Source organism: Pseudomonas sp. P9_31, from assembly GCF_034008235.1.
Lineage (GTDB): Bacteria > Pseudomonadota > Gammaproteobacteria > Pseudomonadales > Pseudomonadaceae > Aquipseudomonas.
The window spans coordinates 5,211,528-5,237,110 of record NZ_CP125375.1; the positions used below are offsets into that span (position 1 = coordinate 5,211,528).

24 protein-coding genes and 1 pseudogene are annotated in these 25,583 nt (G+C 60.8%); 10 read left to right on the forward strand and 15 right to left on the reverse strand.

Features of this window, described 5'->3' with window-relative positions; translation table 11 throughout:
• The first annotated feature begins 91 nt into the window (after window positions 1-91).
• The gene (locus QMK51_RS23615) at window positions 92-490 is read left to right on the forward strand and encodes a DUF4440 domain-containing protein (protein WP_320392178.1); all 399 of its coding nucleotides are present in this window, start codon (window positions 92-94) and stop codon (window positions 488-490) included.
• A gap of 128 nt (window positions 491-618) precedes the next feature.
• Here QMK51_RS23615 and QMK51_RS23620 read toward each other — a convergent pair whose 3' ends face one another.
• The 4 genes from QMK51_RS23620 to QMK51_RS23635 form a co-directional block, all read right to left on the reverse strand.
• Window positions 619-1,467: an HlyD family secretion protein gene (locus tag QMK51_RS23620; protein ID WP_320392179.1), complete on the reverse strand. Its 849-nt coding sequence runs from the start codon at window positions 1,465-1,467 to the stop codon at window positions 619-621.
• Window positions 1,468-1,506: 39 nt separating this feature from the next.
• Entirely contained in the window at window positions 1,507-1,707 is a 201-nt protein-coding gene (locus tag QMK51_RS23625) for a DUF1656 domain-containing protein (RefSeq protein WP_320392180.1), read from the reverse strand.
• Window positions 1,697-3,889 carry an FUSC family protein gene (locus QMK51_RS23630; protein ID WP_320392181.1) on the reverse strand — a complete coding sequence of 731 codons (2,193 nt, stop codon included), beginning with the start codon at window positions 3,887-3,889 and terminating at the stop codon, window positions 1,697-1,699. The genes QMK51_RS23625 and QMK51_RS23630 overlap by 11 nt, the downstream gene beginning before the upstream one ends.
• Window positions 3,890-4,028: 139 nt before the next feature.
• Window positions 4,029-5,528 carry an efflux transporter outer membrane subunit gene (locus tag QMK51_RS23635; protein WP_320392182.1) on the reverse strand — a complete coding sequence of 500 codons (1,500 nt, stop codon included), beginning with the start codon at window positions 5,526-5,528 and terminating at the stop codon, window positions 4,029-4,031.
• A gap of 196 nt (window positions 5,529-5,724) precedes the next feature.
• On the opposite strand from QMK51_RS23635, the gene QMK51_RS23640 reads away from it, so the two are divergent.
• The 3 genes from QMK51_RS23640 to QMK51_RS23650 all read left to right on the forward strand — a co-directional run bounded on the left by QMK51_RS23640 (window position 5,725) and on the right by QMK51_RS23650 (window position 8,351).
• Window positions 5,725-6,693: a LysR family transcriptional regulator gene (locus QMK51_RS23640; protein WP_320392183.1), complete on the forward strand. Its 969-nt coding sequence runs from the start codon at window positions 5,725-5,727 to the stop codon at window positions 6,691-6,693.
• 335 nt (window positions 6,694-7,028) lie between these two features.
• Window positions 7,029-7,277, forward strand: a complete 249-nt coding sequence (locus QMK51_RS23645) for a DUF6124 family protein (RefSeq protein WP_052966667.1) — start codon at window positions 7,029-7,031, stop codon at window positions 7,275-7,277.
• A 99-nt stretch (window positions 7,278-7,376) separates the two neighbouring features.
• Entirely contained in the window at window positions 7,377-8,351 is a 975-nt protein-coding gene (locus tag QMK51_RS23650) for a D-glycerate dehydrogenase (RefSeq protein WP_320392184.1), read from the forward strand.
• An 80-nt stretch (window positions 8,352-8,431) separates the two neighbouring features.
• Here the strand turns inward: QMK51_RS23650 and QMK51_RS23655 are convergent, their stop codons facing one another.
• A complete protein-coding gene (locus QMK51_RS23655) occupies window positions 8,432-9,334 on the reverse strand; it encodes a DMT family transporter (protein ID WP_320392185.1) in 903 nt (300 codons plus the stop codon).
• Between the two features lie 137 nt (window positions 9,335-9,471).
• Here QMK51_RS23655 and QMK51_RS23660 point away from each other — a divergent pair, with 137 nt between their 5' ends.
• The gene (locus QMK51_RS23660) at window positions 9,472-10,347 is read left to right on the forward strand and encodes an AraC family transcriptional regulator (RefSeq protein ID WP_320392186.1); all 876 of its coding nucleotides are present in this window, start codon (window positions 9,472-9,474) and stop codon (window positions 10,345-10,347) included.
• A 183-nt stretch (window positions 10,348-10,530) separates the two neighbouring features.
• Here the strand turns inward: QMK51_RS23660 and QMK51_RS23665 are convergent, their stop codons facing one another.
• Window positions 10,531-10,941 carry an HPF/RaiA family ribosome-associated protein gene (locus tag QMK51_RS23665; RefSeq protein ID WP_258697488.1) on the reverse strand — a complete coding sequence of 137 codons (411 nt, stop codon included), beginning with the start codon at window positions 10,939-10,941 and terminating at the stop codon, window positions 10,531-10,533.
• A 213-nt stretch (window positions 10,942-11,154) separates the two neighbouring features.
• A complete protein-coding gene (locus QMK51_RS23670) occupies window positions 11,155-12,102 on the reverse strand; it encodes a LysR substrate-binding domain-containing protein (protein ID WP_320392187.1) in 948 nt (315 codons plus the stop codon).
• 135 nt (window positions 12,103-12,237) lie between these two features.
• Here QMK51_RS23670 and QMK51_RS23675 point away from each other — a divergent pair, with 135 nt between their 5' ends.
• From QMK51_RS23675 to QMK51_RS23685, 3 genes are all read left to right on the forward strand, one after another.
• Window positions 12,238-13,614, forward strand: a complete 1,377-nt coding sequence (locus tag QMK51_RS23675) for an L-serine ammonia-lyase (RefSeq protein ID WP_320392188.1) — start codon at window positions 12,238-12,240, stop codon at window positions 13,612-13,614.
• A gap of 59 nt (window positions 13,615-13,673) precedes the next feature.
• A complete protein-coding gene (locus tag QMK51_RS23680) occupies window positions 13,674-14,975 on the forward strand; it encodes a serine/threonine transporter (protein ID WP_320392189.1) in 1,302 nt (433 codons plus the stop codon).
• 210 nt (window positions 14,976-15,185) lie between these two features.
• Window positions 15,186-15,503 carry a DUF3509 domain-containing protein gene (locus QMK51_RS23685; RefSeq protein ID WP_320392190.1) on the forward strand — a complete coding sequence of 106 codons (318 nt, stop codon included), beginning with the start codon at window positions 15,186-15,188 and terminating at the stop codon, window positions 15,501-15,503.
• On the opposite strand, the gene QMK51_RS23690 is transcribed toward QMK51_RS23685, so the two are convergent.
• Window positions 15,500-16,000: a phosphate-starvation-inducible protein PsiE gene (locus QMK51_RS23690; RefSeq protein WP_258697493.1), complete on the reverse strand. Its 501-nt coding sequence runs from the start codon at window positions 15,998-16,000 to the stop codon at window positions 15,500-15,502. The two genes, QMK51_RS23685 and QMK51_RS23690, sit on opposite strands and share 4 nt — an antisense overlap.
• A 368-nt stretch (window positions 16,001-16,368) precedes the next feature.
• Between QMK51_RS23690 and QMK51_RS23695 the strand changes: the two are divergent.
• Window positions 16,369-16,608, forward strand: a pseudogene (locus QMK51_RS23695) (YebG family protein); the annotation flags it as partial.
• A gap of 182 nt (window positions 16,609-16,790) precedes the next feature.
• Here QMK51_RS23695 and QMK51_RS23700 read toward each other — a convergent pair.
• The 4 genes from QMK51_RS23700 to QMK51_RS23715 all read right to left on the reverse strand — a co-directional run bounded on the left by QMK51_RS23700 (window position 16,791) and on the right by QMK51_RS23715 (window position 21,153).
• Window positions 16,791-17,900, reverse strand: coding sequence for a dihydrolipoamide acetyltransferase family protein (locus tag QMK51_RS23700; protein WP_320392191.1), 1,110 nt, complete (start codon window positions 17,898-17,900; stop codon window positions 16,791-16,793).
• A gap of 28 nt (window positions 17,901-17,928) precedes the next feature.
• A complete protein-coding gene (locus QMK51_RS23705; RefSeq protein WP_258697495.1) occupies window positions 17,929-18,915 on the reverse strand; it encodes an alpha-ketoacid dehydrogenase subunit beta in 987 nt (328 codons plus the stop codon).
• Complete coding sequence (gene pdhA, locus QMK51_RS23710; protein ID WP_320392192.1) at window positions 18,908-20,002, reverse strand: pyruvate dehydrogenase (acetyl-transferring) E1 component subunit alpha; 1,095 nt, start codon at window positions 20,000-20,002, stop codon at window positions 18,908-18,910. Before pdhA ends, QMK51_RS23705 begins: the two co-directional genes overlap by 8 nt.
• Before the next feature lie 131 nt (window positions 20,003-20,133).
• Window positions 20,134-21,153: a Leu/Phe/Val dehydrogenase gene (locus QMK51_RS23715; protein ID WP_258697497.1), complete on the reverse strand. Its 1,020-nt coding sequence runs from the start codon at window positions 21,151-21,153 to the stop codon at window positions 20,134-20,136.
• A 184-nt stretch (window positions 21,154-21,337) separates the two neighbouring features.
• Here QMK51_RS23715 and QMK51_RS23720 point away from each other — a divergent pair, with 184 nt between their 5' ends.
• Window positions 21,338-22,141 carry a SirB1 family protein gene (locus QMK51_RS23720; RefSeq protein WP_258697498.1) on the forward strand — a complete coding sequence of 268 codons (804 nt, stop codon included), beginning with the start codon at window positions 21,338-21,340 and terminating at the stop codon, window positions 22,139-22,141.
• Window positions 22,142-22,248: 107 nt separating this feature from the next.
• On the opposite strand, the gene maiA is transcribed toward QMK51_RS23720, so the two are convergent.
• The 3 genes from maiA to hmgA are packed head-to-tail and all read right to left on the reverse strand — an operon-like array spanning window position 22,249 to window position 25,512.
• Complete coding sequence (maiA, locus tag QMK51_RS23725) at window positions 22,249-22,884, reverse strand: maleylacetoacetate isomerase (RefSeq protein WP_320392193.1); 636 nt, start codon at window positions 22,882-22,884, stop codon at window positions 22,249-22,251.
• 12 nt (window positions 22,885-22,896) lie between these two features.
• Window positions 22,897-24,204 (reverse strand): fumarylacetoacetase, encoded by a 1,308-nt coding sequence (gene fahA / locus QMK51_RS23730; RefSeq protein ID WP_320392194.1) that lies wholly within the window; start codon window positions 24,202-24,204, stop codon window positions 22,897-22,899.
• Between the two features lie 3 nt (window positions 24,205-24,207).
• Entirely contained in the window at window positions 24,208-25,512 is a 1,305-nt protein-coding gene (hmgA, locus tag QMK51_RS23735) for a homogentisate 1,2-dioxygenase (protein ID WP_320392195.1), read from the reverse strand.
• Between the last annotated feature and the right edge of the window lie 71 nt (window positions 25,513-25,583).

Consider the following 25,583-nt stretch of genomic DNA (forward strand, 5'->3'; position numbering starts at 1 on the left):
GCATAGATAGCATTCACACCAAAGATTACTGTGGGAGCGGGCTTGCCCGCGAAGACGTCAGGACAGACGCTGCAAAATTTCAGGAAACAACATGACCGACTACACCGAATACTTTGACGAAGTGATCCAGGCCCACGTAGCCATCGAGCAGTGGTTGGCCGAAGAACAAGACGTGTCTGCGCTTGAGCAGTTGCTGACGCGCTTTTCACCGCAGTTTTCCATGGTCTCGCCGTTGGGCCGGGTGCTGGATTTCGAGGCGTTGAACGCGTTGTTTATGATGGCGGGCGGGAAGAAGCTCGGATTCAGGATTGAGCTCAGCGAGTTGCGAGGTGTCACGCTGTATGACAGTGGCGCAGTAGTGAGTTACCGCGAGCAGCAGACCGATGCGACGGGGCTGCATTCTGATCGGCGATCCTCGGTGGTGTTTGAGAAACAGGCCGATGGCAAGGTGGTTTGGCAGCATTTGCATGAGACGTTTTGCAAGGAGTGAACCTGAATTGCGCCCATCGCGAGCAGGCTCGCTCCCACAGGGGATTTGCGTCGTTCACCGAATCAGCGTCCGAACTCGATCAATGTGGGAGCGAGCCTGCTCGCGATGGGCGCAACTCGGTCTAACGGTTAGTTAACAACCACGGTGCAAGTAATCCCCGCCGCCAACAGCACCCCCTCCGGCACTTCATCAATGTGAATCCTTACCGGCACTCGTTGCGCCAGACGCACCCAGTTAAAGGTCGGATTTACATCGGCGATCAGCTCGCGGCTTTCCGGGTTGTCGCGGTCGTAGATGCCACGGGAGATGCTTTCCACATGGCCCTTGAGCACTTCGCCGCTCATCAATTGCATGTCGGCTTTATCGCCCACGCGTACATGCGGCAGTTTGGTTTCTTCGAAGAAGCCATAAACCCAGAACGAGTTCATGTCGACCACGGCCATTTTCGCTTCGCCGATGCGTGCGTAGTCACCGCGATGGACGTTGAGGTTGGTCACGTAGCCGTCCACCGCTGCGCGTACTTCGGTGCGTTTGAGGTTCAGTTCGGCGGCGTCCAGTTGTGCCTGGGCATGTTGGTAATCAGCCAGGGCCGAGTCGGCGATGTTGCTGGCGTCATCACGGTTTTCCCTGGAGATCACCAGGTTGTCGAGGTCGGCGCGGCGACGAGCGTTGACCTTGCGCATCTCCCACGTCGCCTTGCGCGACGCTACCAGGCTCTGTGCCTGTTTCACCGCGATGCGGTAGTGCTCAGGGTCGATGCGCATCAGCAAGTCGCCCTTTTTCACCAACTGGTTGTCGCGCACCGGCACCTCCACCACCTCTCCGGTCACGTCGGCGGCGACGTTGATGATGTCGGCGCGCACCCGGCCGTCGCGGGTCCAGGGGGTGTTCATGTAATGCTCCCACAGGGTCCGGCCGGTCCACAGGGCGAGGGCCAGCACCAGCAGGGTCGCGAGCAGGCTGAAAAGCTTTTTCATCAGGGCCTTCTTCAGAAATAGAGAGTCAGTGATAGAGAGTCAACGGTAAACAGTCAGCGCCAGGGCGCCGAACAGACAGGTAAACAGGCTCAGGCGCAACAGCGCCGGGTGCCAGAAGAAACGGTACAGATCGAACCCGGACAAAAACCGGTCAAGGGCCCAGGCCAACGCCGCCGCAATGAAAAACATCAGGGTCATGCTCGGCATGTACACGCCGTGGAAGGCGATTTCACGAGGCATGTTCAAGTCCTTGGGGCTTGGCAGTGGTGTATGAGGCCAGAGGCGATTGCGGGTCGAGCAACGAGGTACGGATGAAATGCAGGTAGCTCTTCACCCGGCGCAAGGCAGAGGTATCGAAGTGTGGCGCGAAGGGTTCGTCGGTGGCCTGCACGCGGCCGATCGCGTGGTCGACCGCGACCAGCGCCCGCTCCAGATTGCTCTGGCCCGGTTGCAGAAACAGTCGCACCAGCGAACGCCCCATCACCCGGATGGACTGGCGCCACGGTTGGGATTCGGCATACGCCGGGTGCACCGGCAGAATCGCTTGTTCCTTACGCAGTTCGATAATCGCGTGGCCGACTTCCAGCACCACGAACATCCAGCGCAGCAAGTCCCGTTGCACCTGCGGCTGTCCCGCTGCCAGACCGTAAGCCTGATGCAAAAGGTCGCGGGTGCGACTTTCGAAACTCGACGCCAAACCCTTGAGTCTGCCGCTGATGGCATACACCACTTGCCCGCGCAAATCCTGCTCCAGGCGCCGCCACAACCAGCGGCTGTTGGGCGGCAGAATGATCGCGCCGGCCGCCGCGCACACCAGCATGCCCATGATCATGGCGATGTAGTCGTTGATGAAGGCGTAAGGGTTGTAGACCGTGAGGTTGTCCGGCACGGAACCTGTGCTGAAGAAGATCAGCAACCCCAGGCCAACCCCGGCGTATTGCGGCCGTGAAGTGAGGAACGACCCGAGCACGATCACTGGCGCGAGCATCACGCAGAGCAACGGAAAACCGTCGATCCAGGGGAAGATGAAAAACATCTCGACGAAACCGATCAGCGCCCCGAGCAACGTCCCGCAGGCCATCTGAAACGCCATGCGCTTGGGGTTCGGTGTCGCCGCCGAAAGGCCGACGGTGGCGGCGGCAATCAGGGTCATCGTCGCCCCGCTCGGCCATGCGGTGGCCACCCAATAACTGCCGAGCACCACCAGGATGAACGCTGCGCGAATGCCCGATGCCGCCGAGGCCAGCCAGTTGGTTTGCGGGGTGAAGGGCTCATCCCAACGTTCACGTTCGTGGCTGTGATCGGCCAGGGACGCGTGAGTCTGTGCATAACTGTGCAGGTCGTCGACGAAGCGATAGAGCAGTTCGTAGGCCGTGTGAAAATCCAGCTGATCGGCGTCGCTCGGATCACTCTCCTGAAAGGACGTCCGCAGGCTGCGCACGCGCGCCGGCAAGTGTTGCTTATAGGTCGCCAACGCGGTGGCCAGGCGTGCGGCGTCGGGGCTGGTCAAGGCGCGACCGCTGAAACCATCGAGCACTTCGGCCAAGTCCTGCAACCCCGGTTTGATCGCCGCGACCACGTGATCGGTGCCGCTGCCGCGCAGGCGTTCAAGCAACTGATGCAGGGCATTGAAGCGCGTGGTGACGCCCATGAATTCGCTGTTCAAGCGACTGAGCCGCCCGTTGCGCCGACGCATGTGCGGGTCTTCGAACACGGTGACGCTGCGCAGCCCTTCAAGGCCCACCGCCTCGGCAATGAACCGCACATTGCTCGCTTCAAACGCCTCGCGCTGACTGCGACCGCGCAAGCCATCGGTGACAAACAAGGCGAACACACCGAAGCGCTGATACAAGGCGTTGCGCATCGCGGCGCTGGCGGTTTGCGGCAGGATCGCGGCGCTGACCAGCGTCGAGCAGAGAATCCCCAGGGAGATTTCCAATACGCGCCAGACCGCCGCCATGAATGCGCCGTCCGGATGCGCCAGGGCAGGCAGTCCAACCATCGCCGCCGTATAACCGGCGAGCACAAATCCGTAGGCGCGGAAGTTGCGATAACGCGCCGCGCCAGCCGTGCAGAGGCCGACCCAGATCGCCAGCGAGCCGAGGAACAGTTCGGTGTTCTGCGCAAATAAGGCAATCAGCGCGACCATCACCGCCGACCCGGCCAACGTGCCGAGGAAGCGATAGAAACTCTTGGCGAACACCTGGCCGCTTTGCGGTTGCATGACGATGAACACGGTAATCATCGCGGTGCGCGGTTGCGGCAATTCCAGGCGCATGGCCAGCCACAGCGTGAGGAATGCGGCGAACAGCACTTTGAAAATGTAGACCCAGGTCACGCCGTCGCTACGCGCCCAGTCGAAGAAACCCCGGCGCCATTCAAGGGAATACAGCCAGCGCAAAGGTGCGGGCAAGGGAGTCATGAAATTCTGCTCATTGAGATTCGGTTAAGACGCAGAACCTGTGGGAGCGAGCCTGCTCGCGATGGCGATGTCACATTCAACATTGATGTCGACTGACACACCGCTATCGCGAGCAGGCTCGCTCCCACAGGTTTTGTGTTCAACGCAAAAGAACCGGGGTTTTCGGGGGCTGGGTTTTCTCGGCATTCGGTACGTCGTTGCCAGCGCCGAGGCCTCCGCCCAAAGCAGTCACCAACTCCGCATGAGCACTCAAGCGTGCGGCCTGAACCTGCTGCTGCACCTGTTGCTGCTTGAACAGCAACGTCTGCGCATTGAGCACGTTGAGGTAATCGGTGAGCCCACGCTGATACGCAATCATCGCGATGTCGTAGGTCTTCTGCGCCGTGGCCACCGACTCGGCGGCGAAGGCCTGTTGCTTGTCCATCGACTCGCGGCGGATCAACTGATCGGAGATGTTCTTCAACGCGTTGACCAGCGTCTGGTTGTACCTGGCCACGGCGATGTCGTAACCGGCCGAGGCCTCGCCCAGCTCTGAACGCAAGCGGCCGCCGTCGAAGATCGGCAATGAAATCGCAGGTCCCGCACTGTAGTTGAGCTTCTTGCCCGTGAGGAACTCCAGCGCCCCGCCGCCGGTGGCCATGTAGCCGAGGCTGCCGACCAGATCGACGTTGGGGTAGAAACCGGCGTGAGCGACATCTATGCCTCGCGCCTGGGCCGCCACTTGCCAGCGACTGGCAACCACGTCCGGGCGTTGACCGAGCAATTGCGCCGGCAGCGACGACGGCAACTTCAGCGCCGCGCCCAACAACAGCGTCGGCCGTTGCAACTGCGCGCCCTCCCCCGGGCCCTTACCGGCCAAGGCCGCGAGCTGGTTACGGCTGAGGGCGATTTCTTCGTCCAGCGCATCGAGTTGGCGATGGGTTTCCGGTAGCGGCGTTTCGGCCTGACTGACTTCGAAATGCGTGCCGATGCCACCGTCCAGACGTTTTTGCGCCAGATCGAGGATTTGCTGTTGCTGCTTCAAGGTCGCGGCGACGATGTCCCGTTGCGCGTAATGCAACGAGAGTTCGATATAGGCGCGCACGATGTTGTTCTGCAGTTCGAGCCGGGCCTGCCGCGCCTCGGCGGCGCTCATGTGGGCCATGTCCACCGCTTGCTCGGTGGCGTTGCTTTCGCGGCCCCACAGGTCGAGGGCATAGCTGAAGCCCAGTGCGGCGTTGTTGTCCCAGGTGGTGGTGTTGGCCAACTCGCCGGGGCCGTAGAACTGATCGGTGGGCCAGTTGTGGCGCTTGAGGGTGGATTGGCCATCGATCTGCAACGACTCGGCGGACTCGGCAACGCCAGCCATGGACCGGGCCTGACGCACTCGCGCGGCTGCCATGGCCATGCTCGGGCTGCCTTGCAGGGCGAGGTCGATCCAGCGGTTCAGTTGCGGGTCGCCGTAGGCTTGCCACCAGTGGGCGGTGGGCCAGTGAGCGTCCTGGGCGGCGTTCTGGATGGCTTCGTCGGTGGCCAATGAATTAGCCTCCAGTGCCTTGCCCTGTGGGGCAATGCCGCCGGTTCCGATGCAGCCGCTGATTGCCAGGGTTAAAGCCAAAACACTGAGCGTCTTGAGCGCTCTGTTGATGCGACGCGGCACTGCTGCGATTTCCTGAGATGAGGGAGATCCCCTGTAGGTGGGCGCAATTCTAGGGGTGGGCTCTGTTGGCGATAAGCCGGGAATCCTGTGAATCTTTGTTACCGTTAACGCGATAATCCCTTGGTCGCGTCTTTAGTCGCCTGTAAAAAAGCTGAAACTTCGTGTCACAATTTGCCATTCGCCAAGAGAGCACCCCATGGACACTTTGCAAAACATGCGCGCCTTCAGTTACGTGGCCGAGGCCGGCAGCTTCACCGCCGCCGCCGTGCAACTCGACACCACCACGGCCAACGTCTCGCGCGCGGTCTCCAACCTGGAGGCCCACCTGCAAACCCGTCTGCTCAACCGCACCACCCGCCGTATCGCTTTGACCGAAGCCGGCAAGCGCTACTTATTGCGCTGCGAGCAGATCCTGGCCTACGTCGAAGAAGCCGAAGCCGAAGCCAGCGACGCCCACGCGCGCCCGGCCGGGCAACTCAAGGTGCACACCATGACCGGCATCGGTCAGCACTTCGTGATCGACGCCATCGCCCGCTACCGCAAAACCCACCCGGACGTGACCTTCGACCTGACCATGGCCAACCGCGTGCCGGATTTGCTCGACGAGGGCTACGACGTGTCCATCGTGCTCGCCAGCGAACTGCCGGACTCGGGCTTCGTCTCCCAGCGCCTGGGTATCACCTACAGCATCGTTTGCGCATCGCCGGCCTATGTAAAAGCCAACGGCTGTGCGCAAAAGCCCAGCGATTTGCTCAACCACGCCTGCCTGCGCCTGGTGAGCCCGGTGATCCCGCTGGAGAAGTGGGCCTTCGACGGCCCCGAAGGCCAGGAAATGGTCACCATCAACAGCTCACCGTTTTTGGTGAACTCGGCTGATGCGATGAAGACGGCGATCACCAGTGGCATGGGGGTTGGGGTGTTGCCGGTGTACGCGGCGATCGAAGGGCTGCGCAACGGCACGCTGGTGCGGGTGATGCCGAAGTACCGCTCGCAGGAATTGAACCTGTACGCGATTTATCCGTCGCGGCAGTATCTGGATGCGAAGATCAAGACGTGGGTGGAGTACTTGCGCGGGTCGTTGCCGGAGATATTGGCGGCGCATCAGGCGGAATTGGCGGCGTATGAGTTGAGTGGGAGTTTGGGTGGGGCGCGGTTAGCGAATTGAGCTACAGACGGTCCTACAAATCGCCAATGTTCGGGGATGCTTCCCACGTGTTTTGACGGTTGGTGTGTGGGACGGGAGATGGGTAGGCTTTGGGGGTCGCTGACGCATCAGCGATCAGGTCTGGAAAACCTGGATCAATCTTTACCTCAGCACATGGCATACTGCGGCGCTTTTTTCTGCTCGCAATGTTATGGCGGCTGTGCGCGGGAGACCTTCGGGTCTGCCGGGTTGTGGTTGGGATTGACCGGTTTTTCCAGTCCGCGCACGGCTGCCACCTTTTGTCTGGAAAACAAAAAGTGGCAGCTCCATCAATCCCAGCATGGAGTAATGCACTTATGTTCAAGCCGACGCCAAATCCCCCTCACATACCCAGCCACTTGTTCCAGGTTGCCCCCGACGCCACCACCGAAACCTTATTGGTCTACGCCTGTGAATCCCTCGCCTCGGCCAGCGTCATGGCCAGTGACTTCGCCGGATTTCTCGAAGGCACTCATCGCAACACCATGCTGGGTATCCAGCAGGTCATCATGCTGGGCGAACTGGCGGTGAATCGAGTCCTGGACAACATCGACCCACAAGACTGAGCCGTACCTGTAGGAGCTGCCGAAGGCTGCTCCTACGCACAACAGCGAAAAAGAATGTTAGCGTGCTTGGCATTCTCCAAGCCCGACGAGCCGCCTCCAATGAAAAAAACCGTCCTCGCCTTCAGCCGCATCACCCCACCGATGATCGAACGTCTGCAACAAGACTTCGACGTGATCGTGCCGAACCCGAAAAACGGCGACATCAACGCCCAGTTCAACGAAGCCCTGCCCCACGCCCACGGCCTGATCGGCGTCGGTCGCAAACTCGGTCGTGCGCAACTGGAAGACGCCAGCAAACTGGAAGTGGTCTCCAGCGTCTCTGTCGGCTACGACAACTACGACCTCGCCTACTTCAACGAACGCGGGATCATGCTCACCAACACACCCGACGTACTCACCGAAAGCACTGCCGACCTGGCCTTCGCCTTGCTCATGAGCAGTGCCCGCCGTGTCGCCGAACTGGACGCCTGGACCAAGGCCGGCCAATGGCAGGCCACCGTCGGCGCACCGTTGTTCGGCAGCGATGTGCATGGCAAAACCTTAGGGATCGTCGGCATGGGCAACATCGGCGCGGCCATTGCCCGTCGCGGTCGGTTGGGCTTCAACATGCCAATCCTCTACAGCGGTAACAGCCGCAAGACCGAACTGGAACAGGAGCTCGGTGCGCAGTTCCGCAGCCTCGATCAACTGCTGGCCGAAGCCGATTTCGTTTGCCTGGTGGTGCCGCTCAGCGAAAAGACCAGGCACTTGATCAGCCACCGCGAATTGGCGCTGATGAAACCGAGCGCCATTCTGGTGAACATCGCACGCGGCCCGGTCGTGGACGAACCGGCGCTGATCGAAGCACTGCAAAACAACCGGATTCGCGGCGCCGGCCTGGACGTCTATGAGAAAGAACCGCTGGCCGAGTCGCCATTGTTCCAACTGAAAAACGCGGTGACATTGCCGCACATCGGCTCCGCGACTCACGAAACCCGCGAGGCCATGGCCAACCGCGCACTGACCAACTTGCGCAGCGCCTTGCTGGGTGAGCGGCCGCAGGATCTGGTGAACCCGCAAGTGTGGAAAGGCTGATCAAAACGGGCAGGCGTTTTAAACGTCTGCCCGACTGAAGATCGAGCGCCGAGGCAGCCCGCGCACGATCATTATTCAGCTCAAGCCAACTTGCCGTTCCCCTGCACCATCGGGGCCTTGGGTTTACGAAACACCAACACGTTACCCAACATCACCAACACCAACCCCACCAGTGCCGGCGCGGTCCATTGATAACCCTCGGCAAACGCCGACACATTCAGCGCCACCACCGGGAACAACACGGTGCAATACGCAGCCCGCTCCGGCCCCATGCGTCCGACCAGCGTCAGGTAGGCGGTGAAGCCGATCACCGAGCCCGGGATCACCAGATACAGCAACGAGCCGATGTAGCGGGCACTCCATTCCATGTCGAACGGGACACCTTTGACCAGGCACCACACCGACAACATCGCCGCGCCGTAAGCCATGCCCCAGGCGTTGGTGGTCAGGGGTTTGAGGCCTGCTTTCTGTTGCAGACTCGACAGCATGTTGCCCGCCGAGAAGCACAAGGTTCCGAGTAACGCCAAACCCAATCCGAGCAAGGTTTCCGGGCTCGCGGTATGGCCGGCCAGCTCTGGCCAGAACAGCAGGCCAAGTCCGAGCAAGCCCAACGCGCCGCCCATCAGCACGTTACGGGCAATTTTCTGACCGAAGAACACCCGCGCATTAAAGGCGTTCCACAGCGTGGCGGTGGAAAACACCACGGCGACCAGACCGCTGGGGATCCACTGGCTGGCCGTGAGGAAGCACATGAAATTGATGCAGAACAGGCACAGCCCCTGCGCCAGGCAAATCAGATGCCCGCGACGGTTCATCACTTGCAGGCGCCGGCTGAGCAACAGCATCACGAACAGCACCAGCGCGGCGAGGCCAAAGCGGTAGACGATCGATACTGGAATGGCCACAACGCCCAGTTGCCATTTCAAGGCGATCCAGGTGGTGCCCCAGATCAGCACGGTCAGCAGGTATAACGAGAGATTCATGACCAGACTCCTGAATAGGCCTTCAGTGTCCAACGTGACCCCCTTTTGCACTTGCATAAACTTGCGCTTTTGTCGGCCGCCGGGCTGGCAGGCCAACGTCTACGGAGTAGGATGCAAGGCGTTGGAGAGAACCGATCATGGCCGCACTGGAAACGCTGCAAGTCTTTCAAACCCTCAACCGCTCGCCCAATGCTCGCCTGGAGCACAGCGCCGAGCTCGGTGACGGTATGGCTGCAGCCTTGTGGAACAACCACCACGACGCCCAGGACTACGAAGCGCCGAGCCATCACACCTTGTCGTGCTACATCGCCGGCGGCACCGGCACCTTTCGCCGCGATCAGCCCGGCAACAAGGGCGGCCCGGACAAGCTGTGCATTCTGCCGGCCGACCATCAGTCCGGCTGGGTGATCAACGGCGACATTCGCCTGGCCCACCTGTATTTCAGCGCCGAACAATATGCCCTTGGTTGCGTCACGCTACTGGATCGCGAACCCCGGGAATTACAGTTGCACGAGCGCACGTTCCTCGAAGACCCGCAGCAGGCCCGGCGCTTTCGGCAGTTGATCGCCCTCAACTGGGACGAACCGGGCGAACGCCTGCTCACCAGCAGCCTGGCCCACGAGATGCTCAGCCATACGTTGCTCAGCCAGGTCGGCGTGCGTCAGGGCTTGCGCCTCAAGGGCGGATTGGCCGCGCACCAGCGGCGGCAGTTGGTGGAGTTCATCGACAGTCAGTTGGCCGAAGCGATCAGCCTCGGACAGTTGGCGGCGTTGTGTGCGCTGTCGGAATATCATTTTGCGCGGATGTTTCGTGTGAGCTTCGGGCTGCCGCCGCATCAGTATGTGTTGGCGCGGCGACTGAGTCGGGCGCGGGAGTTATTGCGCGGGACGTCGCGGCCATTGGGGGAGATTGCATTGGCCTGCGGGTTTGCCAGTGCGAGTCATTTCACCAACCGGTTTCGGCAGGCTTTGGGTGGAGCGCCGGGAGAATATCGGCAGGCGTTTTTGCGGTAGCGCGGCAGTCCTGAGGTTTTTCGGTGCCTGTACAGCCGCCTTCGCGAGCAAGCCCGCTCCCACAGGTTCCGTACCTGTTGACTGGCATTGGAACACGCCCAGGCATCACTAAATCCAGAAACAAGAACGGGCCTGCAATGCAGGCCCGTTTTTTTAGTGGGAAGGTAAAAGCAGCCTCAGGCCTCAGCCGTTGAGCGCAGCCTGTTCGTTCTCGAGAAATTCTTCTTCCAGCAGGACGTCAGCATGAGCGCCCCTCTCGAACGGCACGACAGCGGCACGTGGTTTGCCGCGTAATTTGCCAAACATATGCTCCAGCGCATGTTCAAGTTTTTCGGCCGCCCCGTCGATCGCCAGTTCCAGGGAGTCGGCTTTATGGGTAACGGAAATCGGCTGGTGGCCTTTTGGCCGCGCTTCCAGCTGGCAGCGTATGTCATGGGGGCCCGGCTTGTCGCCGTTCTCGTCCCGCAGATGGACCTCGACGCGGGTCAGGTCCTCTTCATAACGTTCGAGCGTGCTCTCAATGGTAGTACGTACCCACTCCTCCAGTCGTTTACTGCTTTGAATATGGTTATCGCTATTGACTTGGATTTGCATAGTTCATCCCTTATTTCAGCTAGCTCGCGAGAGGCCGGTCAGTTAGCCCTTGGGCGTCATCACCGTGACCTCTTGGTTACACAATCGGTGTGTACGCTGGATAATTCAACCCCTAAAAAAAGATAAATATTCATACGTAAAAAAAGCCGGACAACGGGCAAAAGCGCTGTTAATGTCGGGAGTTCGGTCGCCCCTGCTTGATGTCTTAGCTGCTCACATCTGCCGCTCCGCCAGCGGATGCAGACTACGAAATATCCCCGCCTCCTCCACCAGCCAGTCATGCACCGCGCGTACGCCCGGATGGCTCAGCGCGCCCGGTGCATAGAGCAGCACGTAACGCTTGTGATTCGGCACCGCCAAGCCAAACGGCACGATCAACGTCCCGCGTTCCAGTTCGTCATTGAGCAGCGTGCGCCGCGCAATCGCCACGCCCATCCCGGCAATTGCCGCTTCGATGGTCAGGTGATTGCGATTGAAGGTATGCCCGCGCCGCACGTCCGCGCCCTCGAAGCCGATGGCGTTGAGGTAAAACTCCCATTCCGCGTACTCGTAGCTGCCACGCCAGGCCGTGATGTCGTGCAGTAGCGGAAAATGCATCAGGTCTGCCGGGCCGTGCAGCGGCGGGCGCCCGCGCAACAGGCTCGGGGCACACACCGGAAAGATTTGTTCGTCCAACAAGGCTGTGGATAACAATCCGGGATAACTGCCGTCGTTCAGATCGATCGCCAGATCGAAGTCGCCTTCGTGCAACGAGACGCTGCTGTCCTCAGCCACCAAACGCAGTTGGATATCCGGAAAACGCTGCTGCAAACGTGGCAGGCGCGGAGTCAGCCATTTGCTCAGGAACGACGGGATCGAGCGCACCCGCAGAATCCCGCTGATCATTCCCGCATCCAATCGTCGCAATTCTGCGTCGATGCTGCCGTAGGCCTCGTTGACAGTGATGGCCAGTCGCTGGCCTTCAGCGCTCAATTCCACGCCACGGGCGCGCCGATGAAACAGGCGAAAACCCAGCCGCTCTTCCAGCTGCCGAATTTGCTGACTGACCGCCCCCGGCGTGATGTGCAGTTCTTCGGCGCAGCGGGTGAAGGACAAGTGCCGCGCGGCACAGGAAAACACGTGCAGCCAGACGTAAGTCTGGGCATGCAATTGACGACTCATCGTTTAGTCCTGCTAAAGGCTTTCTTAGGAAGTTTCGTTGGTCACGTAGGACCGAGGTAGGCAGTATCGCCGACATTGCGCTTGTCCTACAAAAATGGCAGCGATTTCTCTTCCATTGCTTGTATAGGCTTTAGCATGGCTATCAGTGTTTTCGATCTCTTCAAAGTCGGCATCGGTCCGTCCAGTTCCCACACCGTCGGCCCGATGCGCGCCGCCGCGACCTTCGCCCAAGCCCTGATCGATCAAGCTTTGCTGGACGACGTACGGCGGGTAGAAATCCGACTCTATGGTTCGCTTTCGGCCACCGGCGTCGGCCATGCCACCGACCGTGCCTGTGTCATGGGCCTGATGGGCGAATGGCCGGACAGCATCGATCCCACGTCCATCGACAGCCGAATCCAAACCTTGCGTGAGACCGGCGAACTGAGTCTGGCAGGTCAATCGATCATCCCCTTCAACTGGAAGAGCGATCTCCTGCTGCTCGACGAGAGCCTGCCCTACCACCCCAACGCCATGTCCCTGACAGCCTTCGGTGAAACCGGTGAGCTGTTCGAGCAGACGTATTACTCGGTGGGCGGCGGTTTCATCATCGAAGCGGCCGAAGCCGAGTCAGGCATGGCACCGGCCAGCGACGTGGTGCTGCCGTACGATTTCTCCAGTGCCGCCGAATTGCTCATGCTCTGCAAGCAGCACGGCCTGCGGGTTTCCGAGCTGATGATGGCCAATGAACGGGTCTGGCGCAGCGACGCCGAGATCCGCCAGGGGCTGCTGCACATCTGGTCGGTGATGCGCGAGTGCGTCGAGCAAGGGTTGCGTCACGAAGGCATCCTGCCGGGCGGGCTGAATGTTCCGCGCCGCGCCGCGAAATTGCACCGCAGCCTGTTGGAAATCGGCAAACCGAATGTCATCAGCTCCACCCTGTCGGCCATGGAGTGGGTCAACCTGTTCGCCCTTGCCGTGAACGAAGAAAACGCGGCGGGCGGGCGCATGGTCACCGCGCCTACAAACGGGGCGGCGGGGATCATTCCCGCCGTGCTGCACTACTACATGAAATTCAACCCGGACGCATCGGACGATGATGTCGTCGCGTTCTTTTTGGGCGCCGCCGCTGTAGGCATTCTCTGTAAGAAAAACGCTTCGATCTCCGGCGCCGAAGTCGGCTGCCAGGGTGAGGTCGGCTCGGCATGCGCCATGGCCGCCGCCGGTCTGGCGGATGTGCTCGGCGCCACCCCGGAGCAACTGGAAAACGCCGCCGAAATCGGCCTGGAACACAACCTCGGCCTGACCTGCGACCCAGTCGGCGGCCTGGTGCAGGTGCCGTGCATCGAGCGCAACGCGATTGCCGCCGTCAAGGCGATCAACGCCACGCAAATGGCCCTGCGCGGTGATGGCAAACACTTCATTTCCCTGGACCGGGTGATCCGCACCATGCGCGATACCGGCGCCGACATGCACGACAAATACAAAGAAACTTCACGGGGCGGCCTGGCGGTGAGCTGGGTGGAATGCTGAGGCGCATTTTCTGACCGTTTCGCGTGAGCCCGAGCAAAAACAATAACGAGGCGATACCGATGACCGAAATACATATACCTGCCGCCGATAATCCTGCTGTAGACCTGACACGTAATAGCGAAATAACCCACAAAGGCTGGAGCAAGCACGACACCACATGGATGCTCGGCCTCTATGGCACGGCGATTGGCGCCGGCACGCTGTTCCTGCCGATCAACGCCGGCGTGGGTGGTTTCTGGCCACTGCTGATTCTGGCTGTGCTGGCATTTCCGATGACATTCTTTGCCCACCGCGGCCTGACGCGTTTCGTGTTATCCGGTCGTTCCGGGGACATCACCGAAGTGGTGGAAGAACACTTCGGCATCGGCGCCGGCAAGCTGATCACGCTGCTGTATTTCTTCGCGATCTTCCCGATTCTGCTGGTGTACAGCGTGGCGCTGACCAACACCCTGAGCAGCCTGATGGAGCACCAGTTGCACATGACGCCGCCGCCTCGGGCGATTCTATCGCTGGGGCTGATTCTCGGCCTGATGGCCATCGTCCGTTGCGGTCAGGGCGTCATCGTCAAATGCATGAGCGTGCTGGTTTACCCGTTCGTCGCAGCGTTGTTGCTGCTCGGTATCAGCCTGATTCCAAACTGGAACGGCGCGTTCTTCGCCACCGCCAGTGAAGGCATGCCCATGCCGTTGTTCTTCCAGACGCTGTGGCTGGCGATCCCGGTAATGGTGTTCTCGTTCAACCATTCGCCGATCATCTCCGCCTTCGCCGTCGATCAGAAACAGCGTTACGGCGAGCAAGCCGAACGCAAAAGCAGCGGAATTCTGGCGATCGCGCACGCCATGATGGTCGTCACGGTGATGTTCTTCTGCTTCAGCTGCGTGCTGGCGTTGTCCCCGGCGGATCTGGCCGCTGCGAAGGCACAGAACATTTCGATCCTGTCGTACCTGGCCAACCATTTCCAGACACCCATCATCGCTTACGCCGCGCCGCTGATTGCGCTGGTGGCAATCACCAAATCCTTCCTCGGCCATTACATCGGCGCCAGCGAAGGCTTTCAGGGCCTGATCGTGAAAAGCCTGCGTGGCCGTGGTCGAGTCATGTCCGCCCGTTGGCTGAACCGCATCACTGCGCTGTTCATGATCCTCAGCTGCTGGGCCGTGGCGACTTTCAATCCGAGCATCCTGGGCATGATCGAAACCCTCGGCGGGCCGATCATCGCGTGCCTGTTGTTCCTGATGCCGATGTACGCCATCCGCCGCGTGCCGGCCTTGCGCCAGTACTCGGGCCAGGCCTCGAACGTGTTCGTGGTGTTGATCGGTTTGATTGCACTGTCTGCGATCATCTACTCATTCATGCCCTGAAACGGGCAGGCAAAAAGAAGGCGGGCCAGAGTGCCCGCCTTCTTTTTGCCGTGTTCACTACCCCATCGTTTTCCCGGCATGCCCCTTGCTTTGCCTCCTACGTTGCACGGATGGAAGTACATGAACATGGAAGGCCGGTGGTCTGGTGTCGCGAACTAATCCCGATCACAGCCGTCAACAACTGCACGTTCAATCAGGCGGTGACGCATTATGGACAACCCTTTTCAGATCATTACCGATGCCTTTGCACCGGAGTATCAAATCAACCTGAGCATTCAGGGTCTGGACGGCAGCATCATGCTGACCCTCTCCAAAAGTGGCCGCGTGGCGGCCAAACGGATGATCAGCGCCGAACAGCGTAACGATCCCAAGCGCCTCAAACGCCTGGTGCAAAGCATTCAATTCGGCATCGCCATCGAACAAGGCCACAGCGCCGTGGCCATCCTCGAAGCCATGACCGACGGCGACAATCGCAACCCGCCGCCGCCCTTGGTCAAATCCCGGCCCTGGCCCGCCATGAGGCTTTAAAGCTCGCCCTTCTCCACTTCAGGATGTTCACCGGAACCCGCACCGATCTTGCGCTGCGGGTGTTCGATCTTCACCGAAGGGAACTGCGACGAGGCGTAACGCACCACCAGAATCGAAAACGCCAGCAGCAGAATCCCGCCGCACAGGTAGATGATCCCCAGGTCCGGCGGATTGTGGTGCGAGACGTTGGAGATCAGCAGCCGCGTCAGCGCGGTGATCGCCACATAGATCAGGAAACGCACCGGCATGTGGTTGGTCTTGAAGTAAATCCCGACCATCGCCCCCAGTTCCAGGTAGATGAACAGCAGCAAGATGTCATCGATCTTGATGTTCCCCTTCTCCAGCATCCCGAGGAATTCCATGACCGCAGCCCAAGCGGTCACCGCACCGATGGCGAACAGCGCCAGGTAGTGGAAGGTCTCGACGAACAGGTTGCCCAGGGACTCGGCCAGTTGGTGCACGTTCTGCCGCAGGTTCTCGGCCCAGTTGATTTTCACGATGATTTTTCCTTAGCTCGGTTCGAGCGGATGATGCGGGTTGGACGTGACGGTTGTTCTGCATGCAGAAAAAAGGCCAGAGGCTGTGGGGTGAGATGGCGATGGGCTGCTACTGGACACTTCTGTGGTGTCTGGACGGACCCCATCGCGAGCAGGCTCGCTCCCACAATGGTTTTGTGAACGCCGCAGATCTCTTGTGGGAGCGAGCCTGCTCGCGATGGCTGCGCCACGGTTCACCTGACAAACGCCGATTACGGTCTACATTAAAAAGCCACTACCCAAAGCGCAGGGATTCGCTTATCCTTTTCGCTGTATATAGATACAGTAGTCGCAAAGACAACTAAATGTGAAGGCATGTGAGGTGGTGAATGGCCGTCGAAGTGGTATACCGCAGCAGCCGAGATCTGGAGCGCTTGTTCATGGATAAAGCCGAAGCTGACCGTCATGACAAAATGCTCGAACTGGCCGAATTGCTGGCTGAAGTGTTGCAAAAAGCCGTTCCGTCCCTGACCGAACAGCAAGTGGAAGAAGCCGGGATCTACATGGCGAAGAACCGTGATGTGTTCGCCAAGGCATTCAAGAGCCAGCCGGACGCGCTGTCCGAACTGCTGAATGTGCCGGCTGAAGTCGTTGAAAAGGCTGCACCCGTTGAAGTCGCTGCACCTGTTGAAGTGCCGCCCGCTGAGCCGACCAAGCCAGCCAAAGCCGCCAAGACGCCAAAGTAAGCAATGCCCGAATTGAATAGGCCCTGAGTCCAATGGCCCAGGGCCTTTTTCATGCCCGCAAAACGTCAGGCCTCGGGTTGTTCCAGCGCCGTCACCAGAGCCTTGAAGAACCGCGCAGCCTCGCCGCCAGTCACTACACGGTGATCGAAGGTCAGGGACAGCGGCAGGATCGGATGCACCACCACCGCGCCCTCGACCGCCACCGGTTCATCGCGGATCGCCCCGGCGGCGAGGATCGCCACTTGCGGCGGCACCACCACCGGGTTGGCATAGCGGCCGAACAAGGTGCCGAAATTCGACAGGGTCAGCGTCGCGCCCATCATCTCCTTGGGCGGGATCGAGCGCGCCTGCACATCGGCCCGCAGGCGCATCACGCCTTCTTTCAAGTCTGCCGACGTGCGATTGCCGACATCGCGCAACACCGGCACGAACAAACCGTCCGGCGTATCCACAGCGATGCCCAGATCGAGCCGTTGGTGTTGTTTGAGCGACAGGGTTTTGCCATCGAAGGCGCTGTTGAGTACCGGCTCCACCGCACAGGCCGCCGCCATGGCCTTGGCCAGACGAATCAGTGGTTCTCGCGCCAGCCCCCAGCGATGCAGATCGGCATCGCCGAAAATCGTCACCGGCACCACTTCGGCATGGGACCTGGCCATGTTCAGCGCCATGCTGCGTCGCACACCGCGCAGCTTCTCACCGCCGAAGCGCTCACGTTCCGTCTGGGCCGCATTTTCCACATCGCTGCGGGTGATCTGGCCGTCCTGGCCGGAGCCGACCAATGCGCTCAGTTCAACGCCAAGCTGCCGAGCCAGTTGACGCACTGCCGGCGTGGCACGGCTGGCCAGGTGTTCGCGGGTCGAAGGCGCGGCGCCGATAAAAAATGCATCCTCCTGATTCGTACCGCCGCCCTCAAGGCGTCCCACCACGGTGCCCGCATCCGCTTCACCTTCGTAACCGAGCAGCGGCTCTCCGACGTGCAGAATGTCGCCCTCGCCACCGAAGGTTTTCGCCACCACGCCGTCGTAGGGCGCGGGAATGTCCACCAGCGCCTTGGCGGTTTCCACCGACACCAGCAATTGGTCAGCCTTGACGGTATCGCCGACCTTGACGTGCCAGCGGACAATTTCCGCCTCCTGCAAGCCTTCGCCCAGATCCGGCAGTTTGAAATATTTCATCACAACCTCCTCGGCCTCTGGCGTCTCTTCAGGGGTGATGCAGCACGGTGTTGCAGGCGTGCAGAATGTCTTCGACGCTGGGCATGTACAGCGATTCCAGCCGATACAGCGGCGGTGGAATATCTGGCGCGGTGACTCGCAGGATCGGTGCCTGCAACTCCAGCAACACCCGTTCGTAGAGACTGGCGGCGATTTCCGCGCCGACCCCGCAGGAGCGCGGCGCCTCATGCACAATCACGCAGCGACCGGTCTTGCGCACCGAGGCCTCCATTGTGTCGAGGTCCAGCGGCTTGATACTGGCGACATCGATCACTTCCGCCGAAACGCCCTGTTCAGCCAACACCGTCGCGGCCTGCAGAGTTTCCATCACACTGGCGCCCCAACTGATCAAGGTAAGGTCGCTGCCTTCGCGCAGGGTGAAACAGCTGTCCAGCGGCAGGCGCTTGCCATCATCCAACAGCGGTTGCGGGTTCATTCGATAGAGTCGGGTCGGTTCGAGAAAGATCACCGGATCCGGGTCATCGATGGCCGCAAGCAACAAGCCATAGGCCCGGGCCGGCGAGGACGGGATCACCACCCGCAGCCCCGGAATGTGCGCGAACAGTGCTTCGGTGCTTTCACTGTGGTGCTCCGGCGCGCGAATCCCGGCGCCCATCGGCGAACGCAGCACCATCGGGCAGGTGATCCGCCCGCGCGTACGATTGCGCATGCGGCTGGCGTGGGACACCAGGTGTTCCATGGTGGCGTAGATGAACCCCATGAACTGGATTTCCACCACTGGTTTCAGGCCTTGGGCCGCCATGCCCACCGCCAGCCCGCCGAGCATGGTTTCGGCCAGCGGCGAGTCGATCACCCGCTTGAAACCAAAGCTGTCGCGCAGGCCCAGCGTGGCGCGAAATACCCCACCGTTCACCCCGACGTCTTCACCCAGGACGATGACGTTCTCGTCTTCACGCATGGCCCGATGCAACGCCAGATTCACTGCTTCCAGCAGCGTCACCTTACCGTTACTCATGGACCGAACCTCCCGTCCGGCGCGCCACTCGTTCGAGGAACTCTTCGCGCTGTTCGGCCAGTGCCTGCGGCCACTGCGCGTAAACATGATCGATCACCGATTCCGGCGCCTGCAAACCCGCCGCGTCAAAGTTATCCACAGCACTTTGCACCAGCGCCTGGCATTCGCCGATCAGCGCCTGTTCGCGGCCTTCGTCCCATACACCTTGCCCGGCCATGAACCGTTGCAGGCGTTTGATCGGTTCTTCGAGCCAGGCCTGCTTGACCTCGTCCGCCGAGCGGTAGCGCGTGGCATCATCGGCCGTGGTGTGATCGCCGAGGCGATAGCTCAGGCATTCGAGCAACATCGGGCCTTTACCATGACGCGCCCGTTCGAGGGCCGCTTGCACGCGGTCATAAACGGCGAGTATGTCGTTGCCGTCGACCTGCTCGCCGTGGAAGCCCGCGCCAATGGCTTTCTGCGCCAAAGTGGGGGCACCGCACTGAATTCGCCGCGGTACCGAAATCGCCCATTGGTTGTTGTTGACTATAAACACCACCGGCAACTGCCAGGCGCCTGCGACATTGAGGGCTTCCAGGAAGTCACCTTTGCTGGTGCCGCCATCGCCGCAGGTGGTGACAGCGACCCGATGCTCACCACGGATTTTAAACGCGCTGGCCACGCCGCAGGCATGCAGAGCCTGAGTAGCGATCGGTACGCAGATCGGGAAATCCTGAGCCACCGCCGGGTCGACAAAGTCGCTGCCACGCTCGTCGCCGCCCCAATACAGCAGGATTTCTTCCATACGCACGCCACGCATCAACTGCACGGCGGTGTCACGGTAATACGGGATCAGCACATCTTCGGCGTGCATCAGGCTGCCGACCGCCACGCCAATGGCTTCCTGGCCCAGGGTCGGCGCATAGGTGCCGATGCGTCCGGTGCGTTGCAGGGCGACAGCTTTCTGATCGAAAAGGCGGGTCAGGACCATCTGCCGATACAGGCGCGTCAGCAGATTGAAATCGTCGGCCCAGGTGGGAAGATCGCCAAGCAACTGGCCATCAGGGGATAAAAAACGGGTGTAAGGCAGCTCAACCTTGTGAAGCATCACAGGGCTCCTGGCACGCGGGGTCGGCGTGCAATGATCAGGCCCGACGCTTGTGGCGCAGGGCTTGGGGAGCAAGTGGGCCGGATAGGCGCTCACTCCCTTGTCGATTCAAACTTTTCACCCGTACAGCATCACCGGTACAGCACTTTCTCCGCCAACTCATCCGCCACCCGGGCCGGGGAACGTTTTTCTGCCTGGGCATGGGCGAAGACTTCGGTCAGTCGTGAACTGATTTTCGACAGGTGCGCGGTGATGGTTGTCAGCTCTTCCCCGCGGTGCTTGAGCGACACGTAGATCAGCCCGCCGGCATTGATCACGTAATCCGGCGCATACAAAATGCCCCGGCGTTCCAGCTGATCGGCGATTTCCAGATGGATCAACTGGTTGTTGGCCGAACCTGCGACCGCCGCGCAGCGCAATTGCGACACACTATTGCTGTTAAGCACACCACCCAGGCCGCAGGGCGCGAGTATGTCGCACGGTGTGCTGAGCAGCGCATCGTTGGCAATTGGATGAGCGCCCAACTGCTCCATGGCCAGTTGCACCTTGCCATGATCGATGTCGCTGACCAACAACTCGGCCCCAGCCGCGTGCAACTGTTCGGCCAAGGCATAACCGACATTGCCCAGGCCTTGAATGGCGATGCGCAGTCCTTCGAGATTGTCGCTGCCCAAGCGGGCCATCGCGGTGCTGCGGATGCCGGCGAACACGCCCATGGCCGCGTGGGGTGCAGGGTCGCCCGCGGCGGTGGTACTGGTGACGAATTGCGTCTGCTGGGCGATGCAATCCATGTCCGCCACTGAGGTGCCGGCGTCGATGGCGGTGATGTAGCGACCGTCGAGCTCGTTAATGCAGCGCCCGAACGCTTCGAATAGCGCGGCGCGACTCTCCACATGGGCCGGGCGAATAATCACCGCAACGCCACCGCCCTGGGCCAGGCCGGCCAAGGCCGCCTTGTAACTCATGCCTTGGGCGAGGCGCGCAGCATCCTCGATCGCGGATTCATCGCTGGGGTAGGCAAGGTAACGACAACCGCCCAAGGCAGGCCCCAGACGGCTGTTATGGATGGCAATCACCGCCTTCAATCCGGTGACCGGATCGACGCTCAGGTGCAGCGATTCAAGGCGAGTGCTTTGCATGAGAGCGAACATCGTAGGGCTCCCGAATCACTTCTTGTAGTCGCCAGTATAGGCTTGCGCACAAAAATTGCAGAAGCGCGCCGGAATAAGCGGCACCGCTTTCGAAGTTTTCGGACATAACCTGTTACCGCCTGTGTGCGGTACTGGACGAAAGCGTGGGACGGGGCTAAAACGAGGGCATTCCCCGGAGATTTTGATGACCCCGCGCCAACGCTTTTTCGACTGTCTGCAACGATCACCGCCCGCGCTGTTCGAGGCGGCGCTGTGGATTGCCGCCGAACACGATAATGAGCTCAATCCCGAGGCGGTACTGGCAGACTTCAAGGACCTGCAACAGCGAGTCAGCTACGGGTTGCCGATGCTGCCGGTAAATGAGTTGGCGCAACCGTTGTTGCGGCGGATGAATGACCTGGGGTTTGCCCAGGACGACTTCACGCCCTTGCGCCCGCAAGTGGCGTTACTCCATAAAGTGCTGGAACGCCGAAGAGGCCAGCCACTGGCACTGGGCCTGATCGCGCTGGAACTGGCCAGAAGGCTGGAGATTCCTATGGTCGGGGTCAACTTCCCCGGGCATTTCCTGCTGCGGGTGCAAGGCGCCGACCACCTGCTCGACCCGTGCGGTGGGCGCCGGCTGTACCCCAACGATTGTCGTGAACTGCTGCAACGCCAGTACGGCCCGAACATGAAGCTCAGCGCCGAGCATTTGCAGACCGCAGAACCTACGCAGATGCTGCAACGGCTGTCACGCAACCTGCGCCAGTTGCACCTCACGAACGATGACTACATCGACGCCCTGGTCGACGCCGAGCGCGTGCTGGAACTGGGCAACGCCAGTGCCTCCGACTACCTGGCCCGGGCCAGCCTCTATCAACGGCTGGACTGCCCGAATGCCGAGCGCTTTGACCTGGAACACGCGCTGCTGCTCTGCGACGACCCGATCCAGCGGATTCGCCTGACCGAACGGCTGGGGCATTTGCCACCCAATTCGGTGGTGCACTGATCCCTTGTGGGAGCGGGCTTGCTCGCGAAGGCGGTCTGTCTGCCACCATCAATGTCGGATGTTATGGCCTCTTCGCGAGCAAGCCCACATTGGGTCGGTGTGAAGCTTCAAGGGATGTCTGGCTGGTTCGCCGGATGCGCCTCGATGAACGCTGGATGCTGCGCCGCCAACGCCGCCACTCGACGAATTCGCGGGTAGGCTTGCAGTGAAATATTGAAGCGCTCGGCCGCATACAACTGCGGGATCAAATAGACGTCCGCCAGCCCCGGTTGATCGCCAAAGCAATAACCGCTGTCGCCGATCAATTGCTCCACCGTCGCCAAGCCCTGACTGATCCAGTGACCGATCCACTCAACCACCTGCGGCTCGTCGTGCCCCAACTGCCGCAGCTTATTGAGCACGCTGACGTTGTGCAGCGGGTGAACATCGCAACCGATCACCGCCGCCACGCCACGCTCATGGGCGCGGGCGGCGAGGTCTTTCGAGAGCAACGGCACCTGTGGATAACGTTCCTCCAGATACTCGATGATCGCCGGTGACTGGATCAGCAATTCGCCTTCGTCGGTGCGCAAGGCTGGCACCCGGCCTTGCGGGTTGATGCCCAGATACGCCGGTTGCCGATGTTCGCCACCTTGCGGCGCGATCAGGTTGATCGGTAGCGCCTGGTAATCCAACCCCTTCAGCGCCAGTGCAATGCGCACCCGGAAAGACGAGGTCGAACGGTAGTAGGTATAGAGTTCCATGACCCGATCCTCTTAGCGTGCCGGCAACACTTTGCCACGGCATTCGCCGAAACCGATGGAAGCAAAACCCTCGCGGCTGCAACGCGCCCGCAGGATGATTTCGTCGCCGTCCTCGAGGAATTTACGCACCTCGCCCGAGGCCAGTTCGATCGGCTTTTTACCGCCCTCGGTGATTTCCAGCAGGCTGCCGAACTGACCGTTTTCAGGGCCGGACAACGTGCCCGAGCCAAACAGATCACCGGCCTGCAACTGACAGCCGTTGACGCTGTGGTGCGCTACCATCTGCGCGACAGTCCAGTACATGTGTTGGGTATTGCTCAGGGTCAGACGATGGGCCGGCAAATTCTGCTCGCGCAGCCCTTCGGTGAGCAGCAGCACTTCCAATTCGATGTCGAAGGCACCGGCGGCCTGATCGCGTTTGTCGAACAGGTACGGCAACGGCTGTGGATCGCCTTCAGGGCGCGCAGGCTGTGCACGACGGAACGGCTCCAGCGCTTCGGCCGTCACCACCCACGGCGAAATGCTGGTGATGAAACTCTTGGACAGGAACGGCCCCAGTGGCTGGTATTCCCAAGCTTGGATATCCCGCGCCGACCAGTCGTTGAGCAGGCAGAAACCGGCGATGTGATCGGCGGCGTCACCGATGGTGATCGAGTCGCCCATGGCGTTGCCCTGACCGATCCAGATACCCAGTTCCAGTTCGTAGTCCAGACGTGCGCACGGGCCAAACGTCGGCTCGGTCTGGCCGGCCGGCAAGGTCTGACCTTTCGGACGCCGCACGTCGGTGCCGGACGGGCGGATGGTCGAGGCGCGGCCGTGGTAACCGATCGGCACGTACTTGTAGTTCGGCAGCAACGGGTTATCCGGGCGGAACAGTTTGCCGACATTCTGCGCGTGCTCGATGCCGACGTAGAAGTCGGTGTAGTCATTGATCTTTGCCGGCAGGTGCATCTGGCAATCCGCCGCCAGCGGCAGCAGTTTTGCGCCTTGGGCTTCGATCTTGCCGTGCAGGGTGCTGCCTTCCTTGAACAACTCGATCAAGCGTTCACGCAAGGCGACACGTGCCTCGCGCCCCAACTCGAAAAACGCATTCAACTGACCGCCACGGGTGGCTTCGACTGCTGTCCGCGCGGCACCGTCGTCGAACAGCCCGGCATCGAGTGCCGCTCCCAGATCAAAGATATGGTCGCCGATGGCCACGCCACTGCGCGGCGCGGCGCCCTTCACGCTGAACACGCCCAACGGCAGGTTTTGCAGCGGAAAATCCGCGTGGCCGTTGGCGGAGGCAACCCAGCTACGAGTGATGGAAGTCTGAGTCATGGGTTATCTCCGGGTCGGGTCGAAAGTGGCGGGCAGCGTGGCCCAGCAAGCGTCGTAATCGTTTTGCAGTTGCGGGCAATCCAGGGCGAATCGGCTCGGACGCAGCACCTGGCTGGTTTCGAACATGAAAGCCATGGTGTTGTCGATTTTAGCCGGCGCCAGTTCAGCGTTGATCGCCTTGGTGCAGGTCTCGCCGTCGGGGCCGTGAGCGCTCATGCAGCTGTGCAACGAGGCGCCGCCGGGCACGAAACCCTCGGCCTTGGCATCGTAGGCGCCCTGGATCAAGCCCATGTATTCATTCATCAGGTTGCGGTGGAACCACGGCGGACGGAACGTCTTCTCGGCCACCATCCAGCGTGGCGGGAAGATCACGAAGTCGAGGTTAGCCAAACCGTGCACGCTGGTCGGCGAGGTCAGGACGGTGAAAATCGATGGGTCCGGGTGATCGAAACTGACGGTGCCGATGGTGTTGAAACGGCGCAGGTCATATTTGTACGGCACGTTGTTGCCGTGCCAGGCGACCACGTTCAGCGGCGAATGATCGAGCTCGCAACCCCACAACTGGCCGAGGAATTTCTGCACCAGGGTGGTCGGTTGCTTGAGATTTTCGTAATGGGCCACCGGGATCAGGAAGTCCCGCGCATTGGCAAGACCGTTGCTGCCGATGGGGCCCAGATCCGGCAGGCGCAATGGCGCACCGTGGTTCTCGGCGATGTAACCGCGCGCTTGCGGGTCGAGCAGTTCGACGCGGAATTTCAGCCCGCGAGGCAGGACGGCGATTTCCAGTGGTTCCAGTTCCAGCACGCCCAGCTCGGTGGCGATGCGCAGGCGGCCCAGTTCCGGCACCAGCAGCAGTTCGCCGTCGGCGTTGAAGAACACCCGCTCCATGGAACGGTTGGCGCGGTAGTTATAAATGCTGATCCCGGCCGGTTTGTCCGCGCCTGAATTGGCGGCCATGCTCACCAGCCCGTCGATGAAATCGGTGGGCTCGGTCGGAATGTCCAAGGGGTTCCAGCGCAGGCGATTGGGGGTCACTTCACCCAACGGGCCGCCGGCCAGTTGCCGATCCAGTTTGACGAATGCCGGGTGATTGGCCGACGGCTGGATGCGGTACATCCAGGTCCGCCGCGCTTCACTGCGGGGCATGGTAAAGGCCGTGCCGGAGAACAGTTCGGTGTACAGGCCATACGGCGCTTTTTGTGGGGAGTTCTGGCCAACGGGCAGTGCGCCGGGCAACGCTTCGCTGCTGAATTCGTTGCCAAAGCCTGACTGATAAGCCAGCGCTGGCGCCGTTGAATCGAGGTTCATGGAGCCTCCTGAACGGGAAGTTATTTTTATCGTAATTCAATTACGCATAACGTAATTTGATTGGTATTGAC